Genomic DNA, 17868 nt, shown 5'->3' on the forward strand with positions numbered 1-17868 from the left:
CGGAAGCTAAGCCTCACAGCGCCGATGGTACTGCAGGGGGGACCCTGTGGGAGAGTAGGACGCCGCCGAACAAATTTTGAGAAAACCCCCGCATCTTCCGATGCGGGGGTTTTCTGCGTTCCGGGTCCTTTAGGGTCGGGGTATGCGATACGACCTGGTCATCTTCGACAACGACGGCGTACTCGTGGACAGTGAGCCGATCTCCAACCGGATTCTGGCCGCCCACCTCACCGAGTTGGGGCATCCGACGTCGTACGAGGAGTCGATCCGGGACTACATGGGGTCGGCGATGCACCGGGTCCACGAGCTCGTCCTGGAGAGGACCGGGCAGCGGCTGCCCGACGACTTCGACGATGTCTTCCATGCACGGGTCTTCGCTGCGTTCGAGCGGGAGTTGAAGCCCGTGACCGGCGTCGACGGTGTGCTGGAGAAGCTCGCCGTGGACGCAGTGCCGTACTGCGTGGCCTCCTCCGGGAGCCATGACAGGATCCGGGTCGGGCACCGGGCCACGGGGCTGGACCGGTGGTTCGTGGCGGAGACGGTCTTCAGCTCGCAGGACGTGGGGCGGGGAAAGCCGGCGCCCGATCTCTTCCTGTACGCCGCCGAGCGGATGGGGGTGACGCCCGAGCGGTGCCTGGTCGTGGAGGACTCTCCGTTGGGTGTGCAGGCGGCCGTGGCGGCCGGGATGGACGTGTACGGGTTCACCGCGATGACGCCGGCGGAGCGGCTCGCAGGGGCGAAGCAACTCTTCTCCAGCATGGGGGAGTTGGCTGACCTGCTGGTACGACCGGGGGTGTGACCCGGGCCATCGGCACGGGGCTGACATTTGTCATGCGGTCCTCCGGACGAACGTTTCTACTGGCGGACCCCGCGTGTCGGCGAAGCTGAGGGCATGACGAAGAACACGGGGACTCGGGGCCGGAGCAGCAAGCAGCAGAACCCCAGCGTGCTGGACAACTTCAAGCCGCTGATCCTGGATGTGGCGATGCCGCTCGGCTCGTACTACCTCTTCAAGGACGGGTTCGGGATGAGCACCTTCGCGGCGCTCGCCTGGAGCAGCGTGGTGCCGGCGTTGCGGACCGTGTGGGGCCTGGTCAAGGAGCGGAGGACCAATGCCCTGGCCGGTCTCATCCTGATCGTCAACGTCGTCTCGCTGCTGCTGAGCTTCGTCTCCGGGGACCCGCGGCTGATGCTCGCCAAGGACAGCGGCGTCAGCAGCACGATCGCGATCGGGATCCTGGTCTCCGTCGTGCTCGGGAAGCCGATGATGACCGAGGGCATGAAGCCCTTCCTGCTGAAGGGGGACGCCGACAAGGAGGCCGCCTGGGAGCGGCTGATGTCCGGCTCGGCGGCCTCGTCCGCGGCCTTCCTGCGCAAGGAGCGGGCGTTCTCCGTCGTCTGGGGTGTGGCCCTGCTCGCCGAGTGCATCGCGCGGGTCGTGGGTGCGTACACCATCTCCGTGGACACCATGGTGTGGCTCGGCACGGTCATCATGGTCGGTGCGATGGCGATCGCCTTCGTCGTAGGCGGCGGCCTGGCCGTCGAGCCGATGGAGAAGATGCTGGCCGCCGAGGTCGAGGCAGGCAAGGCGGGCAAGGCCGCCAAGGAGGGCAAGGCCAGGACGGCCGGGGTCGCTGTCGCCGCCTGAGTCTCAGCCCGCCAAAGCTGAGGGAAATTCATCTTTGGCTGGATCTACCCACGAGTAAGCCGGGGCCCTACGCTCGCCGCCATGACTGATGTGCTGCGGCGCGGTAGGGCCTCGTTGGCGTTCAGCTTCTTCGCCCAGGGCGCCGCCTTTGCGCTGCTGGTGACGCGCATCCCGGCCATCCAGGACCGGTACGGCGTCTCGGACGCGCTGCTGCCGGTGTTCCTGGCCGCTGTGCCGATCCTCGCCGGCGTCGGCAGTGTGACCACCGAGCAGCTGGTCGGGCGAATACGGCCCAGCCGGCTGCTGCGCTGGTCCCAGCCCGTGGTGCTGCTGGCGCTGCTGGGGGCGGGGGCGGGCGGGCAGGTGTCGGAGCTGGCCGTTGCCCTCGGCGTGTTCGGGCTGGCGGTCGGTGCGCTGGACGCCTCGATGAACATGCTCGGGGTGAGCCTCCAGCGGACGTACGGGCGCAGCATCATGCTGAGTTTCCACGCCGCCTACAGCCTGGGCGGGATCGTGGGGGCCTCGCTGGCGTGGGTGGGCGCGCACTGGCATCTCGCGCTGTGGGTGTCGTATCTGCCGGTGGTGGCCGTACTGCTGCCGACGGCGCTGGTGGGCAGCCGGTGGTACGTGGACGGGGCCCCGGCGCCCGTGGCCGAGGAGCAGGGGGCGGGCGGGGCCGTCGTCTTCAGGCTGCTGCTGCCGCTGTGCCTGGTGATGACCTTCGCGTACATCGGGGACTCGACCGTCTCCAACTGGAGTGCGAAGTATCTGAAGGACGTGCTGGGGAGTTCCGAGCAGCTGGCGACCGTGCCGTACAACGTGTACATGGTGACCACGCTGGTGGGGCGGGCCATCGGGGACTTCGGGGTGCGGCGCTTCGGGGCGGCCGCGGTCGTGCGGCTCGGGGCGCTGGTGGCGGCCTGCGGGTTCGCGGTGGTGTCCGTGGCGCCGGACGCGTGGGTCGGGATGCTCGGGTTCACCCTGCTGGGACTGGGGCTGTGTGTGCTGGTGCCGCAGACGTTCGCTGCGGCGGGGCGCCTGTTCCCGGGGGCGTCGGATGCGGCGATCGCGCGGCTCAACATCTTCAACTACGTCGGCTTCCTGGTCGGTTCGCCGCTGGTGGGGGCGCTCGGGGACGCGTGGAGCTATCGGGGGGCCATGCTGGTGCCGATGGTGTTGGTGCTGGTGACGCTGGTGTACGCCAGGTCGTTCGCGGCTCAACCGGACCGATACGGTGGCGGGCATGAGCGGCCGCGCACAGCTGATGTGGGACGAGGCAGTAACGGGCTATGACTTCGGGCCGGACCATCCGATGGATCCGGTCCGGCTGGAGCTGACCCGGAGCCTGGTGGGTGCCTTCGGGCTCGACCGGGAGATGGCGGTCGTCGCGGCGAAGCCGGCCGGTGAGTCGACGCTGCGGCTGGTTCACCGGGAGGACTACATCGACGCCGTGAAGGCGGCCTCGGCGGATCCGCGGTCGGCCGACGGATCGTACGGGCTCGGTACGGTGGACGATCCCGCGTTCGCCGGCATGCACGAGGTGTCCGCGCTGATCGCGGGGCAGTCGGTGGGGGCGGCGGAGGCGGTGTGGCGCGGGGACGCCGACCACGCCGTGAACTTCGCGGGCGGTCTGCACCATGCCATGCCCGGGGGAGCATCGGGGTTCTGCGTCTACAACGACGCGTCCCTGGCCATCGCGCGGCTGCTGGAGCTGGGGGCGGAACGGGTCGCCTATGTGGACGTCGACGTGCATCACGGGGACGGGGTGCAGGCCGCGTTCTGGGAGGATCCGCGGGTTCTGACGATTTCGCTGCACGAGCATCCTCGTACGTTGTTCCCGCAGACCGGGTGGCCTCAGGAGACCGGGGCCGGGGCGGGCGAGGGGGCGGCCGTGAACGTGGCGCTGCCGGCGGGGACCGGGGACGCGGGGTGGCTGCGGGCGTTTCACGCGGTGGTGCCGGAGCTGCTCGCCGACTTCCGGCCGCAGGTGCTGGTCTCGCAGCACGGGGCCGATACGCACTTCGAGGATCCGCTGGCGCATCTCGCGGTGTCGCTGGATGCGCAGCGGGCCGTGCAGGTGGCCTGTCATGAGCTGGCGCACGCGTACGCCGAGGGGAAGTGGATCGCCCTGGGGGGCGGCGGGTATGCGGTGGTGGACGTGGTGCCGCGGTCCTGGACGCATCTGGTGGGGATCGCCGCGGGGCGGGAGGTCGCTCCCGAGACGGTGATTCCCGAAGGGTGGCGGCAGGGGGTGTTCGCTCGGACTCGGCAGCTTGCTCCGCAGCGGATGACCGATGGGCGGTGGCCGGTGTCGTTCTCCTCCTGGGAGGCCGGTTACGACCCTGCTGATCGGCTTGATCAGGCTGTGCTGGCGACTCGGCGGGCCGTGTTTCCTTTGCGGGGGCTGCTGCCGTGAGCTGCCAGGGGGCTCCGCCCCCTGGACCCCCGTCCGCCCGCCCACCCACCCGACTCGGTCGGCCGAGAAGGCGCCCAGGCCCGTCCCGACTCGGTCGGCTGAGAAGGCGCCCAGGCCCGTCCCGCCCCGGTCGGCCGAGAACGCGCCGGCGCCCGTCTCCGTCGGTGGGGAAGAGGCCGAAGCCCTTCTCGGTCGGTGGGGAAGAGGCCGAAGCCCCTCTCGGTCGGTGGGGAAGGTGCCGAAGCCCCTCTCGGTCGGTGGGGAAGTTGCTTGAGGGAAACTCCGTTACGCCAACCGTGCGTTCTTTCGTTGGTCTTCGCGCGGGCCCATCCCCCAATGAGTCACCATCGCATCCGTGTTGACCGCTGATGCCCTTCGTGTGCATCTGCTGGCCGCTCGGCTTGCCGGGGAGGTGGCCACCTCTCGGGAGGACAGTCTTCGGAGTTATCGGCTGTTCGCGGCTCGGGATCCTCGGATGTTGATCGGGATTGATCCTGAGTGCAGCTGGGGGCAGCGGGAGTTACTTGAGTTGATGGCGGAGAAGTGTGGGGTTTCGGCCGATCCGCGGCACACTTCGGGCCTGGACGTGATCGACCCGGAGCGGACGCTGGCCGCGCTGGACGCGTTCGCGGAGCGGATCCGGAGTGCGGCCCGGCGAGGGGCTCCCGTACTGCTCGGCACCGGGCATCCGCATCGGCTGCTCGGGTTCTACGGCGGCTTGGCGGACGCGCTGTCGGCGGTGGGGTGTGAGGTGCTCACTCCGGCGCAGGGTCGCTGTGTCGACATATTGACCCGGTTCGGTCTACGCACGTGCCACCTCGACTACGTACGAGGGGTTGCCTTGGTGCGGGAACCGGAGGCCGAGCGCCCCGGTTGTGAGCCGGGTGTGCACAGTCATTCGCCGCTGCCGGTTCGGGTCGCCCTGGCGGCCGCGGCCGAGGCCGGCGGGCCATTGCCCGAGCTGGTGATCGGCGACCACGGCTGGGTCTGCGGTGCAGGTCAGCTGGGGTTCGAGGCGATCGGTCTGGCAGATACGGATGATCCCGCCCTGTTCGTGGGAGAGGCCGAGGGGGTCGTGTCCGTCGCCGTTCCGGTTGATGATGGCGTGCGGTCTGCTTACTACCTGCCGCTGACCCGCTACGTACTCAATCGAGCGTGTCTGTCACAGTAGGCCGCCGATGGGTGCACCTCTTCCCCACTCGCATCACCCGCCCCTACATTGGGGAGTGAGCACGCAACGACGAAGAGTCACCGGAAGGGGAAGCCGGTGGCCCGTCGAGTGCGGAAGGTTCAGGTGTGTCATGGCTGCTGGCGAGAGGCCTCTGAACGAGGTTGTGTTCCTGACCGTGGCGGAGGTCGCTGCGGTGATGCGAGTGTCGAAGATGACCGTGTACCGGCTGGTGCACAGCGGTCATCTGCCCGCGATCCGGGTGGGGCGGTCCTTCCGCGTCCCCGAGCAAGCGGTACACGAGTACCTTCGCGACAGTTATGTGGGGGTGGAGACAGCCTGACGACGCTTCCGGGAACCCCGGAACACCCCTCGATTACAAGCTCGACGCTCAAGCGGGTAGGCTAGCCCCTCGTAGGTCGTGTGGGCCCATGGCGCCCAAACAACCGAGTGATGAGAAGTGAGCGAGGGTAGTCGTGGGCTCTGTTATCAAGAAGCGGCGCAAGCGGATGGCCAAGAAGAAGCACCGCAAGCTGCTCAAGCGCACGCGCGTTCAGCGCCGCAACAAGAAGTAAGCGGCGCCGCGAGAGCGCGTCCCTGTGGCCCCCCATCCGATGCGGTGGGGGGCCACAGGCATGTCCGCCCCCGCATTCCGCAGCCGGTCGGCATATTCCGACTGGGGAATTTCGGTCACCTCGTGCATCGGGCGGTCATCACAGCGCAACGTCAACCCGCTAAGTTGGCCGCACACGGGGAACGCGGCTTGGACCAGGTGTCACACGAGATCGGGAAGGAAGGCGCTGATCTTGGGGAAGGTCGTGCTCGTCACCGGAGTGGCCCGGCAGCTGGGCGGCCGGTTCGTGCGGCGGATCCAGCGGGACCCGGACGTCGACCGGGTGATCGCGGTGGACGCGCTGCGGCCGGCGCACCATCTGGGCGGGGCCGACTTCATCCAGGCCGACATCCGCCAGCCCACGATCGCCCGGGTGCTCGCCGAGACGGGCGCCGACACGGTCGTCCACCTGGACGTCACGGCCACCGCACTGCGCGGCGGCAGCAGGGCCATGGTCAAGGAGACCAACGTCATCGGCACCATGCAGCTGCTCGGTGCCTGCCAGAAGTCGCCGACCGTGCAGCGGCTGGTGGTCAAGTCCAGTACGAACGTCTACGGGTCGGCGCCGCGGGATCCCGCCATGTTCACCGAGACGACCCCGCCCAAGTCGCTGCCCAGCGGCGGCTTCGCGAAGGACGCGGTCGAGGTCGAGGGGTACGTGCGCGGGTTCGCCCGGCGGCGGCCGGACGTCGCCGTGTGCGTGCTGCGGTTCGCCAACATCCTCGGGCCGGCCACGGACACCCCGCTCGCCTCGTACTTCGCGCTGCCCGTCCTGCCGACCGTGTTCGGCTACGACCCCCGGTTGCAGTTCGTGCACGAGGACGACGTCATCGAGGTGCTGCGGATCGCGTCCCACGAGCCGCGCCGGGGCACCCTCAACAGCGGCACCTTCAACATCGCCGGGGACGGCGTCCTGCTGCTCTCGCAGTGCTCGCGTCGGCTCGGGCGGCCCACCGTGCCGCTGCTGCTGCCCGCGGTCACCTGGGCCGGCTCCCTGGTGCGTACGCTGGGTATGACCGACTTCTCCCCGGAGCAGATCCGGCTGCTCACACACGGCCGGGTGGTGGCCACGGACCAGATGCGCGAGACGCTCGGATTCCAGCCCAAGTACACGACGGCGGAGACGTTCGCGGACTTCGCGCGCAGCGAGGGCCCCGGACTGCTGCCGCCGGAGGCCCTCGCGGGGTCCGTGGACCGGATCGCCGCGCTTGCCGCCCAGTGCGGCGGGCACCTCCCGACGCACAGCGCCAACTGAGGAGCGCAGCAACGATGGCGGACGCCAAGGTCATTCCGTTCGACGACGACCGGTCCCGCGGGGGTGCCGTGCAGCGGCCGTCGCGGCGCCGGAGCGCCGGGAGCCGGCGCGGCGCGGCCGGTGAGCACGCGCCGGTCGGCGAGGTCCAGCCCCTGCCCACCAGGACCGTCCCGCAGGATGATGTCCCCGTGACCCGTGAGGAAGAGCCGCTCGTCGAGCCGCCCGGGAGCGGCGGTCTCGAACGGCGCATCGCGGGCGGCCTGGCCTTCCTGCGCCGCCGGCTCACGGGGGACTACGAGGTCGACGACTTCGGCTACGACGAGGAGCTGACCGACCAGGTCCTGATGTCGCTGCTGCGGCCGGTGTACGAGAAGTACTTCCGGGTCGAGGTGAAGGGCATCGAGAACATCCCGGCCGACGGCGGCGCGCTGATCGTCGCCAACCACTCCGGGACGCTGCCGCTGGACGGCCTGATGATGCAGGTCGCCGTGCACGACCACCACCCCGCCGACCGGCATCTGCGGCTGCTCGCGGCCGACCTGGTCTTCGTGCTGCCGGTGGTCAACGAGCTGGCCCGCAAGCTGGGGCACACCCTCGCCTGCGCGGAGGACGCCGAACGGCTGTTGGAAAAGGGCGAGCTGGTCGGGGTGATGCCGGAGGGATTCAAGGGCATCGGCAAACCGTTCGGCGAGCGCTACAAGCTCCAGCGCTTCGGCCGGGGCGGGTTCGTCTCCACGGCACTGCGCCAGGGCGTGCCGATCATCCCCTGCTCGGTCGTCGGGGCCGAGGAGATCTACCCGATGATCGGCAACTCCAAGACGCTCGCGCGCGTGCTGGGTTTCCCGTACTTCCCGCTGACGCCGACCTTCCCGTGGCTCGGGCCGCTCGGGGCGATCCCGCTGCCCACCAAGTGGACGATCCAGTTCGGCGAGCCGATCCCGACGGACGGCTATCCGCCGGAGGCGGCCGAGGACCCGATGCTGATGTTCAACCTGACCGACCAGGTCCGGGAACAGATCCAGCACACGCTGTACAAGCTGTTGGTGCAGCGGAGATCGGTGTTCTTCTGAGAGATCTTCCGAGGAGATCTCCTGAGAAGGCGTGCCTTCTGCGAGGGGCCCGGCATGCGTGTCGGTCCTCCTACCAGCACTTCCGGGAACGGCGAAGAGGTGGCATCGAGAACGGCGACGGGGGCGCCCCTGCTCGGAAAGGGGCGCCCCCGCTGTCGTATCCGGGTGCGGACTAGTTCGCGTCCTCGCTGTTGATGCCCAGGCCGGGCAGCAGGCCCGGGAGGAGCGGTGGGAGGGTGACGTCCGGCGCGCTCGTGGGCGGTTTGCTGGAGGACGGAGAGCCGCTCTCGGAGCCGATCTTCGGCGGGTCGAGCAGACCGCCCGTGTTGCCCCCGATCAGACCGCCTCCGGTCTCGCCGGTGGCCGAGCCGCTGGGGCTCCCGGAGCGCGCGTGCTTGCCGGCGGACGGGGTCCTGCCGGTGCTGGGTGTGGCCGCGCGGTGGGTGCCGGAGGGGCCGGTGGACGCCGAGCCGGAGTGCTGCCGCTTGCCGTCGCCGGTCTGGGCGGGCTGCTGCGGGAGCAGGGACTGCAGCGGGGCGACCTCCTGGTCTATGGCGTCGAAGACCGACGAGACCTGCTGTTTGACGTCGCCGAGCTGCACGGGGAGCCTGTTGCTCAGCGCGCTCCAGGCCTCGCGGTGGGACCGGGAGAACGCGGAGAGGGCTTGGATGGGGCCCAGGGAACCGGGGTCGCGTTCATAGGCCGCGTGCAGCAGGCGGTGGCCTTCGGTCACGTCGTGCTGCATGCCCGACAGGGTGCGGCGGATCTCGCCGATGGACTCGTGGTCGAGTTGGCCGCCGCGGTCGCGCTCCATCAGCCGACGGGCCTCGCTCAGCCGGGTGGAGGCCTGGTCGAGATAGTTCTGGCCGCGTTGGTCGTCTCCGTCGCTCAGGTAGTTGAGCCTGAAGTCCTCGATGCCGCGCTTGAGCCCGTAGAGCGAATCGCCGGGCAGGGCGTCGGAGCTCGCGGCGGCGACCCCGCCGAAGGCCCCGGCGGCCACGCCGACGCTGAGCCCGCCCGCGGCGAGCCCCTTGGTCAGCCGGGAACGCGGCCGCAGTTTGCCCAGTGGGCTCGCCCGGTGTGCACCCCGGCCTCTCGCACGCTGTTCGGGCACCGATGTGTCCGCCGCCCCGCCCACGGTGCCCTCCTGGAGCATGGCCTCCATCGCGGCCACCAGCTGGGCGCGCTGAACGACCTTGACCTCGGGGTCGAGCTGCGGCCTGGGCAGCGTGCCGAGACCCGTGGCGAGGGACAACAAACGGCCCTGCTCGGTGACTTCCTCGGCGGTCGGCGGCGTCTCCGCCGGTGCTGCGGACTGCTCGGCCGCCGTGTCCCGGTCGGACTGCTCCTCCAGGGCCTGGGCGAAGGCGTTCGCCCGCCGGTGCGCCGATACGTTCGCGATCACTGGCGGCACCTCCTCTCGTCATGACGGTCGACTCCCCAGGGGGTCCTGAGGGTTGCACGCCCACGACCACTTCCACACGATCGAGTGATCAGGGTCGGCCAGGACGTGACCACAGGGAGCCTGTATCCCGCACAACGACTGGCGCGGCACTTGGGTTACGGACGGCGGATGATCGGGTCAGAAAGGCAACGGGCGTTCACGGAGCGTGAGTTGGACGTGGCCCGCCGTGGCGGGCGGTCAGCGTGCGTCGTCCGGCAGGAGCCGGGCGAGGGTGCGCACGGCGCGGTACTGGAGAGTCTTGATGGCGCCCTCGTTCTTGCCCATCACGCGAGCGGTCTCGGCGACGGAGAGGCCCTGCAGGAAGCGGAGCGTCACGCACTCCTGCTGCTGGGGGTTGAGCCGGCGTACGGCGTCGAGCAGCGCGGCGTTGGACAGGGACTCCAGGACGGAGTCCTCGGGGGAGCGCTCGACCTCGTTGGCGTCGAGCATCTCACCGGTGGTGACCTCCAGCCGGAAACGGCTGGACTTGAAGTGGTCGGCGACGAGGTTCCGGGCGATCGTCACCAGCCAGGCGCCGAAGTCGCGGCCCTGCCATGTGAAGGTGCCGATCCTGCGGAGCGCCCGCAGAAAGGTCTCGCTCGTCAGGTCCTCGGCCGTCGCCTTGCCGCCGACCCGGTAGTAGATGTACCGGTACACCGTGTCGCTGTACTGGTCGTAGAGGCGGCCGAAGGCCTCGGCCTCGCCGGACTGGGCGCGCTCGACGAGGTCCATCATCCGTGCGCTGTCACTGTCGGCGGCCGGCCGACGGGCGGTGGCCGCGCCGGTCGCGCGGCTGCGTCTGCCGACGGCTGCGCTGCTCTCGGCCAGTGCGTAGCACGGGCCTACCGGTGCGGCGGTGGCGAAGGCGGGGACGGCAGGGACGGCGTACGCGGTGGGGACGAAGCCGCGCAGCGTCTCTTTGACCGTTGCGACTGTTGCGCGCAGCGTAGCCAGGCCCGAGGCGTCAACCCCGACGTGTGGGTACACGGGACTCCCAGAGGCAGAGCTTCCATCACGTGCAGTGCGGGACCGTTCACCCGTCGTAGCGACGGAGGGGTACCGGTTTGCGTCTGAGGAGAATAACGCTTCGTGCAGGCACTGCTACACCGAGTTGCTCAAATCATCGATTGCGTCGCTTCTGTAACCGATTGACGCCTCATCAAGTTCCTTAGGCTGATCGGTTGTTGATCGGAAAATGGTGTGTTTCGGCGAAGTGGGGGGCGTGTTGAGAAAGTGCGGGCATAATCCGGCGGCAGACCACAGGTGTTGAATGCCGTCGGTCAGGCACATGACATGTCGGCCACGGGCGCGCGGCTGGGCGTGAGCGCCCCGGGGGGGCGCGGGGAACTGCGCGACCGGCCACGGCGGGCCCCCGTGCGGGGGACGGGCCGCGGGTCTACGACGATTGTCTGCTGATCGCGCGCGGGACTACCGGCGACGCCGGCTCAGGGCGATCGCGGCTGCCGTGCCCCCGGCGACCGCTCCGACCCCCGCCGCCGCCGGGATGCCCACCTTCGCCGCCTTGCGGCCCGTCCGGTAGTCGCGCAGGCGCCAGTCCTTTTCGCGGGCGTGCTTGCGGAGCTTGCCGTCCGGGTTGATCGCGTAGGGGTGGCCGACCAGGGACAGCATCGGGATGTCGTTGTGGCTGTCGCTGTAGGCGGCGCAGCGGGAGAGGTCCAGGCCCTCGGCCGCGGCCAGGGCGCGCACCGCCTCCGCCTTCGCGGGGCCGTGCAGCGGCTCGCCGACCAGCTTGCCCGTGTAGATGCCGTCGACCGACTCGGCCACCGTGCCGAGGGCGCCGGTCAGGCCGAGGCGGCGGGTGATGACCTGGGCGATCTCGACGGGTGCGGCCGTGACCAGCCACACCTTCTGGCCCGCGTCCAGGTGGGCCTGGGCGAGGGCCCGGGTGCCCGGCCAGATGCGGTCGGCCATGTACTCGTCGTAGATCTCCTCGCCGATCGTCTCCAGCTCGGCGACGCGGTGGCCCTTGACGATGGACAGGGCCGAGTCGCGGGCGTCCTGCATGTGCTCGGGGTCCTCGACGCCGGCCAGCCGGAACCAGGCCTGCTGCCAGGCGAACCTGGCCAGGTCGCGGGTCTCGAAGAACTTCCGCTTGTACAGGCCCCGCCCGAAGTGGAACAGCGCGGCGCCCTGCATCACGGTGTTGTCGAGGTCGAAGAAGGCGGCCGCCTGGTCGTCGCCGACGACGGGGAACTGTGGTTCCTGCTCGGCGACCTCAGGGGTCTGCTGTGCTTCCAGTGCTTCCTGCGAGGATTTGCGGGCAGCCTCCGCCGAGGCCTCGCCTGCCAACACGCTCCGCGCCGTGGCGGAGCGCCTACGGGGAGTGAGCCATCCGAGAGCGGCCATGGCGTGAGCATAGCCAGTTTGTTCGGGGCTTCCGGGGTCGAGAGGTTCGAAGGGTGTGAACTCTCCACGACCGCGCCGTTAAGCAAGGGCGAGAATGGCCGACATGAGTCCCCTCTTCCGGCGTAAGGCCGCCCCTCAGGAGCGTCTGGTCACTCTCGTCCGCAAGCCCGGCTGCCATCTGTGCGACGACGCGGAGGCCGTGATCGAGAAGGTCTGCGGCGAACTCGGCGTCCCCTGGGAACAGAAGGACATCACCGAGGACAAGGCGCTGTACGACCAGTACTGGGAGCAGATCCCCGTCGTCCTCGTCGACGGCAGGCAGCACACCTTCTGGCGGGTGGACGAGGGCCGTCTCCGCAAGGAACTGACCGAGTAGTACAACGCCGCACCGAACGTCCCTTAGGATCGACGGCGGTTTGGTCTCGGGGGCGGGATTCGCGAGGAGTGTGTCGGTTTTGCCCCCAGGAAGGGTCCAGAAGGGCCCCGGAACGACGCGCGTGACCCCGGTCACGTTGGCCGGGCAAATCGGACACCATCTTTGTGCACGCGTTCACAAAGACATAGCCTGCTGTCGACGGGGCGGTCTGGGGACGTATGACCGCCTGCAGCCCCGCTCTACCCGCAGGAGCACCGTGGCAACTGGCCGAACACACCGACCGGCGACCCGTAGCCGAGGGATTCCCGAGGCCACCGTCGCCCGGCTTCCGCTGTACCTCCGAGCCCTGACCGCACTGTCGGAGCGCTCGGTACCCACGGTCTCCTCCGAGGAACTGGCCGCGGCGGCGGGGGTCAACTCCGCCAAGCTGCGCAAGGACTTCTCGTACCTGGGCTCCTACGGAACGCGCGGTGTCGGCTACGACGTGGAGTATCTCGTCTACCAGATCTCCCGTGAACTCGGCCTGACCCAGGACTGGCCGGTTGTCATCGTCGGTATCGGTAACCTCGGCGCCGCCCTGGCCAACTACGGCGGGTTCGCCTCCCGTGGTTTCCGGGTGGCCGCGCTGATCGACGCCGATCCGGCGATGGCCGGAAAGCCGGTCGCGGGCATCCCCGTCCAGCACACCGACGACCTCGAGAAGATCATTCACGACAACGGGGTCTCCATCGGCGTCATCGCCACCCCGGCCGGGGCCGCCCAGCCGGTCTGCGACCGGCTCGTGGCCGCCGGTGTGACCTCCATCCTGAACTTCGCGCCGACCGTGCTGTCCGTCCCGGACGGCGTCGACGTGCGCAAGGTCGACCTCTCCATCGAGCTGCAGATCCTCGCCTTCCACGAGCAGCGCAAGGCCGGCGAGGAGACCGCCGTGGGCGACGGCGCAGGGCCCGCCGCCGCTCCCCGTGGCGCAGCCGCCGACGATTCCGCCGACCAGGGGCCCGACGGGGACGTACCCGCCGTGATGCCGGCATGAGTCTCCTCGTCGTGGGGCTGAGCCACCGCAGCGCCCCGGTCAGCGTGCTGGAGCGGGCCGCGCTGAGCGCGGACGCCCAGGTCAAGCTGGTCCAGGACACGGTCGCCGCCGAGCCGGCCACCGAGGCCGCGGTGCTCGCCACCTGCAACCGCATCGAGCTGTACGCCGACGTGGACAAGTTCCACGCCGGTGTCGCCGAGCTGTCCACGCTGCTCGCCCAGCACAGCGGGGTCGGCCTGGAAGAGCTGACGCCCTACCTCTACGTGCACTACGAGGACCGGGCCGTCCACCATCTGTTCTCGGTGGCCTGCGGTCTGGACTCGATGGTCGTCGGCGAGGGGCAGATCCTCGGGCAGATCAAGGACTCCCTGGCCCGTGCGCAGGAGCTGCACACCGCCGGCAAGCTGCTGAACGACCTGTTCCAGCAGTCGCTGCGGGTCGGCAAGCGGGCCCACTCCGAGACCGGTATCGACCGGGCCGGGCAGTCCCTGGTCACCTTCGGCCTGGAGCAGCTGGCCGCGGGCGGGGACGTCCAGGAATGGGCGGCCGGCCGCAGGGCCCTGGTGATCGGTGCCGGGTCGATGTCCTCCCTGGCCGCCGTGACGCTCGCGCGGGCGGGTGTCGCCGAGGTCGTCGTCGCCAACCGAACCTTCGAGCGCGCCGAGCGCCTCGCCCGGATACTCACGGAGAGCGCCGACACGGCGGTGACCGCCCGCGCGGTACGGATGAATGCCGTGCCGGGCGAGCTGACACGTGCCGATGTCGTCGTCTCCTGCACCGGGGCGACCGGCCTGGTACTGACGGCCGAGGCGATCGCGCAGGCGGTCGAGGGCCGCACCGGGCAGCCCGTCGCGGACGTGGCCGCCGACGGTCGTCCGGCCGCGCAGGATGCCGCACCGGACTCCGCGCAGGACGCCGTACAGGGCAAGGCCCCGCTGTCGGCCGCCGGCGGCGGCACCGAGGAGAACTGCCCGCTGGACCTGGCCGCCGTGCAGGGCGCGAACGGCTTCTCCGTGCTCGGCGAGGCCGCCGTGGCGGGCATGGACGCGGCCACCCTGGAGCAGCACGCGGCCTGGGTCGACAACGGCACCGTGGACCGCCGTGAGGCCGCGCGGCGCAGCCCCGAGGCCGACACCGAGCTGATCGCCGCGCTCGCCGCGACCGCCGCCCAGGTCGGCCGCATCCCCGAGCGCCGCAGGCCCGAGCCGGTCGCCGTGATCCCGCGCCCGGCTCCGGTCCTGTTCCTCCTCGACCTCGCCATGCCCCGCGACATCGACGCGGCCGTGCACCGGCTGGCCGCGGCGCGGCTGGTGGACATCGAGTCGCTGGCGGAAGCCTCCGCCGATGCGCCGATGGCGGCCGACGTGGACCAGGTCCGGCGTATCGTCTCCGACGAGGTCGCGGCCTTCGGCGCGGCACAGCGGGCGGCGCACATCACGCCGACCGTGGTCGCGCTGCGCACCATGGCCGCCGACGTCGTCGCCAGTGAGATCGCGCGGCTCGACGGCCGCCTGCCCGACCTGGACGAACGCCAGCGCGGCGAGATCCGCCAGGCCGTGCACCGGGTCGTCGACAAGCTGCTGCACGCGCCGACCGTACGGATCAAGGAGCTCGCCGCCGAGCCCGGCGGCGCCGGGTACGCGGACGCGCTGCGCACCCTGTTCGACCTCGACCCCGAGACGGTGGCCGCCGTCTCCCGGGCCGAGGACAGCACAGACAAGAAGGACCGACCGGCATGACTGACAAGGCACCACTGAGACTGGGGACCAGGCGGAGCAAGCTCGCCATGGCCCAGTCCGGACAGGTGGCGGACGCCGTGAGCCGGGTGACCGGCCGGCCCGTCGAGCTGGTCGAGATCACCACGTACGGCGACGTCTCCCGCGAGAACCTCGCGCAGATCGGCGGCACCGGCGTGTTCGTCACGGCGCTGCGCGACGCGCTGCTCAGGGGCGAGGTGGACTTCGCGGTTCATTCGCTCAAGGACCTGCCGACCACGCAGCCCGAGGAACTGGTCCTGGCCGCCATACCCGTGCGCGAGGACCCGCGGGACGTGATCGTCGCCCGGGACGCGCTGAAGTTCACGGACCTGCCGCGGGGCGCGCGCATCGGTACCGGCTCGCCGCGCCGCATGGCGCAGCTGAACGCGTACGCCCGCGCCCACGGCCTGGACATCGAGACGGTCCCGATCCGGGGCAACGTCGACACGCGGATCGGATACGTCCGCGACGGCGAACTGGACGCCGTCGTGCTGGCCGCCGCCGGACTGAACCGGATCGGCCGCAGCGACGAGGTCACCGACTTCCTGTCGGTCGACACGGTTTTGCCCGCCCCCGGCCAGGGGGCCCTGGCGATCGAGTGTGCCGCGGACCACGCGGACCTGATCGCGGCGCTCGGCGAACTCGACGACCCGTTCACGCGGGCCGCCGTGACCGCCGAGCGGTCACTGCTCGCCGCCCTGGAGGCCGGTTGCAGCGCCCCTGTGGGCGCGCTGGCTGACCTTCCCCCGCTCTCGGCTCCGCTGGAGCGGGGGGACCCCCAGGCCGACGGGCAGATTGTCAAGGAAATGCGCCTGCGCGGCGTCGTCGGCACGACCGACGGCACCCGCATGGTGCAGCTGTCCACCACCGGTCCCGTGCCCCAGACGCACGAGCAGGCCATGGCACTCGGTCGCGACCTCGCCACCGAGATGCTCGCCCAGGGCGCGGCCGGTCTGATGGGGGAGCGAGCACATTGAGCCCCACCACCCTTCCCGCCGGTCCGGAACACGGGCACGTCACCTTCCTCGGTGCCGGACCCGGGGATCCGGGACTGCTGACTCTGCGCGCCGTGGAGGCACTGTCGAACGCGGACGTCCTGGTCGCCGAGCACGAGGTGCTCGACGTGATCCGGACGCACGCCCGACAGGGTGTCTCCGTCGTGCCGATGGACGCGGTCTCCTCCTCGGATCCGCTTCCTGGCACGGGCACACCCCAGCTTGCGGTCGTTGACGGCACGTCAAAACCGGCTGCTGTCCCGCCCCTGCGGGATGCCGCTCATCTTGTCATGGAGGCTGCGCGGGGCGGCAGGCGGGTCGTCCGTGCGGTGGCGGGCGATCCAGGACTTGATACGTACGCGGCCGAGGAAATGCTCGCCTGCGCCGCCGCCGGTGTGCCCTTCGAGGTCGTACCGGGTGTGGCGGCCGCGGTCGGCGTGCCCGCGTACGCGGGTGTGCCGCTGCGGGACGCGCAGGGCGCGGACGTCCGGTTCGTGGACGCCCGTACGGCCTCCGACCGCTGCTGGACGGAGGTGGGCGCCTCCGACGGCACGGTGGTCGTGTCGACGACGCTGGACGCGGTGGCGGCGGCCGCCGGCGAGCTGGTGTCGGCGGGCCGCAAGCCGGACACCCCGCTGACGGTCACGGTCGCCGGTACGACCACCCGTCAGCGGACCTGGACGGCGACCCTCGGGACGATCGCGCAGACGCTCAAGCAGGCGAAGGTGCTGCCCTCGCCCGATGGCGGCCGGCCGGTGATAGCCGTGGTCGGTGAGCGTTCCGCCGCCGCCCAGCGCGACCAGCTGTCGTGGTTCGAGTCCAAGCCGCTGTTCGGCTGGAAGGTGCTCGTCCCGCGTACGAAGGAGCAGGCGGCTTCGCTCTCCGACCAGCTGCGGTCCTACGGTGCCGTGCCGCACGAGGTCCCGACGATCGCCGTCGAGCCGCCGCGCACGCCCCAGCAGATGGAACGTGCCGTCAAGGGGCTCGTGACCGGGCGGTACGAGTGGATCGCCTTCACCTCGGTGAACGCGGTCAAGGCCGTACGGGAGAAGTTCGAGGAGTACGGGCTCGACGCCCGGGCCTTCGCGGGCATCAAGGTGGCCGCGGTGGGCGAGCAGACCGCCAAGGCGCTGATCGCCTTCGGCGTGAAGCCGGATCTGGTGCCGAGCGGTGAGCAGTCGGCCGCGGGGCTGCTGGATGACTGGCCGCCGTACGACCCGGTCTTCGACCCGATCGACCGTGTCTTCCTGCCCCGGGCCGACATTGCCACCGAGACGCTGGTGGCCGGGCTCATCGAGCTGGGCTGGGAGGTCGACGACGTCACGGCCTACCGGACCGTGCGGGCCTCGCCGCCGCCGGCGGAGACGCGGGAGGCGATCAAGGGCGGTGGCTTCGACGCGGTGCTCTTCACGTCGTCGTCGACTGTCCGGAATCTGGTGGGTATCGCGGGCAAGCCGCACAACGTGACGGTGATCGCGTGCATCGGGCCGGCTACGGCGAAGACGGCCGAGGAGCACGGGCTGCGGGTCGATGTGATGGCTCCGGAGCCGTCGGTGCACAAGCTGGCGGAGGCGCTGGCCGACTTCGGGCTGAAGCGGCGCGCTGCCGCGCTGGAGGCCGGGGATCCGGTGACTCGGCCGAGTGAGCGTCGGCCGGGGGCGCGGCGGCGGCGTACGACCACCTGATGCACCAGGGGGCTCCGCCCCCAGGACCCCCCACCTCCGCC

At 70.5% G+C, this 17868-nt stretch carries 17 protein-coding genes; 14 read left to right on the plus strand and 3 right to left on the minus strand.

All coding sequences use genetic code 11. The annotated features are described in order from the left end of the window. Window positions 1-142 precede the first annotated feature (142 nt). The 9 genes from AB0H32_RS38740 to AB0H32_RS38780 all read left to right on the plus strand — a co-directional run bounded on the left by AB0H32_RS38740 (window position 143) and on the right by AB0H32_RS38780 (window position 8170). Window positions 143-799 carry an HAD family hydrolase gene (locus tag AB0H32_RS38740; protein WP_361131171.1) on the plus strand — a complete coding sequence of 219 codons (657 nt, stop codon included), beginning with the start codon at window positions 143-145 and terminating at the stop codon, window positions 797-799. A 93-nt stretch (window positions 800-892) separates the two neighbouring features. Further along, window positions 893-1648 (plus strand): VC0807 family protein, encoded by a 756-nt coding sequence (locus AB0H32_RS38745; RefSeq protein WP_361131174.1) that lies wholly within the window; start codon window positions 893-895, stop codon window positions 1646-1648. Window positions 1649-1729: 81 nt separating this feature from the next. Then, the gene (locus tag AB0H32_RS38750; protein WP_361131177.1) at window positions 1730-2941 is read left to right on the plus strand and encodes an MFS transporter; all 1212 of its coding nucleotides are present in this window, start codon (window positions 1730-1732) and stop codon (window positions 2939-2941) included. Continuing rightward, window positions 2892-4064, plus strand: coding sequence for an acetoin utilization protein AcuC (locus AB0H32_RS38755; RefSeq protein ID WP_361131179.1), 1173 nt, complete (start codon window positions 2892-2894; stop codon window positions 4062-4064). Before AB0H32_RS38750 ends, AB0H32_RS38755 begins: the two co-directional genes overlap by 50 nt. Before the next feature lie 355 nt (window positions 4065-4419). Continuing rightward, window positions 4420-5235, plus strand: coding sequence for a phosphatase (locus AB0H32_RS38760; RefSeq protein ID WP_361131181.1), 816 nt, complete (start codon window positions 4420-4422; stop codon window positions 5233-5235). A 130-nt stretch (window positions 5236-5365) separates the two neighbouring features. Beyond that, a complete protein-coding gene (locus AB0H32_RS38765; RefSeq protein WP_177235464.1) occupies window positions 5366-5575 on the plus strand; it encodes a helix-turn-helix domain-containing protein in 210 nt (69 codons plus the stop codon). Between the two features lie 133 nt (window positions 5576-5708). Further along, the gene (locus AB0H32_RS38770) at window positions 5709-5807 is read left to right on the plus strand and encodes an AURKAIP1/COX24 domain-containing protein (protein WP_003948845.1); all 99 of its coding nucleotides are present in this window, start codon (window positions 5709-5711) and stop codon (window positions 5805-5807) included. 231 nt (window positions 5808-6038) lie between these two features. Then, on the plus strand, window positions 6039-7100 hold the full coding sequence (locus tag AB0H32_RS38775) for an NAD-dependent epimerase/dehydratase family protein (protein WP_361131183.1): 1062 nt from the start codon (window positions 6039-6041) through the stop codon (window positions 7098-7100). Window positions 7101-7114: 14 nt separating this feature from the next. Further along, the gene (locus AB0H32_RS38780; RefSeq protein WP_361131186.1) at window positions 7115-8170 is read left to right on the plus strand and encodes a lysophospholipid acyltransferase family protein; all 1056 of its coding nucleotides are present in this window, start codon (window positions 7115-7117) and stop codon (window positions 8168-8170) included. 172 nt (window positions 8171-8342) lie between these two features. On the opposite strand, the gene AB0H32_RS38785 is transcribed toward AB0H32_RS38780, so the two are convergent. From AB0H32_RS38785 to AB0H32_RS38795, 3 genes are all read right to left on the minus strand, one after another. Then, on the minus strand, window positions 8343-9575 hold the full coding sequence (locus AB0H32_RS38785) for a DUF5667 domain-containing protein (protein ID WP_361131189.1): 1233 nt from the start codon (window positions 9573-9575) through the stop codon (window positions 8343-8345). Window positions 9576-9812: 237 nt separating this feature from the next. Then, window positions 9813-10601: an ECF subfamily RNA polymerase sigma factor, BldN family gene (locus AB0H32_RS38790; protein ID WP_361131192.1), complete on the minus strand. Its 789-nt coding sequence runs from the start codon at window positions 10599-10601 to the stop codon at window positions 9813-9815. A 441-nt stretch (window positions 10602-11042) separates the two neighbouring features. Next, on the minus strand, window positions 11043-11981 hold the full coding sequence (locus AB0H32_RS38795; protein WP_361131195.1) for an HAD-IB family hydrolase: 939 nt from the start codon (window positions 11979-11981) through the stop codon (window positions 11043-11045). 94 nt (window positions 11982-12075) lie between these two features. On the opposite strand from AB0H32_RS38795, the gene AB0H32_RS38800 reads away from it, so the two are divergent. The 5 genes from AB0H32_RS38800 to AB0H32_RS38820 all read left to right on the plus strand — a co-directional run bounded on the left by AB0H32_RS38800 (window position 12076) and on the right by AB0H32_RS38820 (window position 17827). After that, window positions 12076-12357 (plus strand): glutaredoxin family protein, encoded by a 282-nt coding sequence (locus AB0H32_RS38800; RefSeq protein WP_361131198.1) that lies wholly within the window; start codon window positions 12076-12078, stop codon window positions 12355-12357. A 256-nt stretch (window positions 12358-12613) separates the two neighbouring features. Continuing rightward, window positions 12614-13390 carry a redox-sensing transcriptional repressor Rex gene (locus AB0H32_RS38805; protein ID WP_361131201.1) on the plus strand — a complete coding sequence of 259 codons (777 nt, stop codon included), beginning with the start codon at window positions 12614-12616 and terminating at the stop codon, window positions 13388-13390. Further along, on the plus strand, window positions 13387-15129 hold the full coding sequence (locus AB0H32_RS38810; protein WP_361131203.1) for a glutamyl-tRNA reductase: 1743 nt from the start codon (window positions 13387-13389) through the stop codon (window positions 15127-15129). Before AB0H32_RS38805 ends, AB0H32_RS38810 begins: the two co-directional genes overlap by 4 nt. After that, a complete protein-coding gene (gene hemC, locus AB0H32_RS38815; protein ID WP_361131206.1) occupies window positions 15126-16124 on the plus strand; it encodes a hydroxymethylbilane synthase in 999 nt (332 codons plus the stop codon). Before AB0H32_RS38810 ends, hemC begins: the two co-directional genes overlap by 4 nt. Then, entirely contained in the window at window positions 16121-17827 is a 1707-nt protein-coding gene (locus tag AB0H32_RS38820) for a bifunctional uroporphyrinogen-III C-methyltransferase/uroporphyrinogen-III synthase (RefSeq protein ID WP_361131209.1), read from the plus strand. Before hemC ends, AB0H32_RS38820 begins: the two co-directional genes overlap by 4 nt. Window positions 17828-17868 lie beyond the last annotated feature (41 nt).

This window comes from Streptomyces sp. NPDC020362, from assembly GCF_040642095.1.
GTDB lineage: Bacteria > Actinomycetota > Actinomycetes > Streptomycetales > Streptomycetaceae > Streptomyces.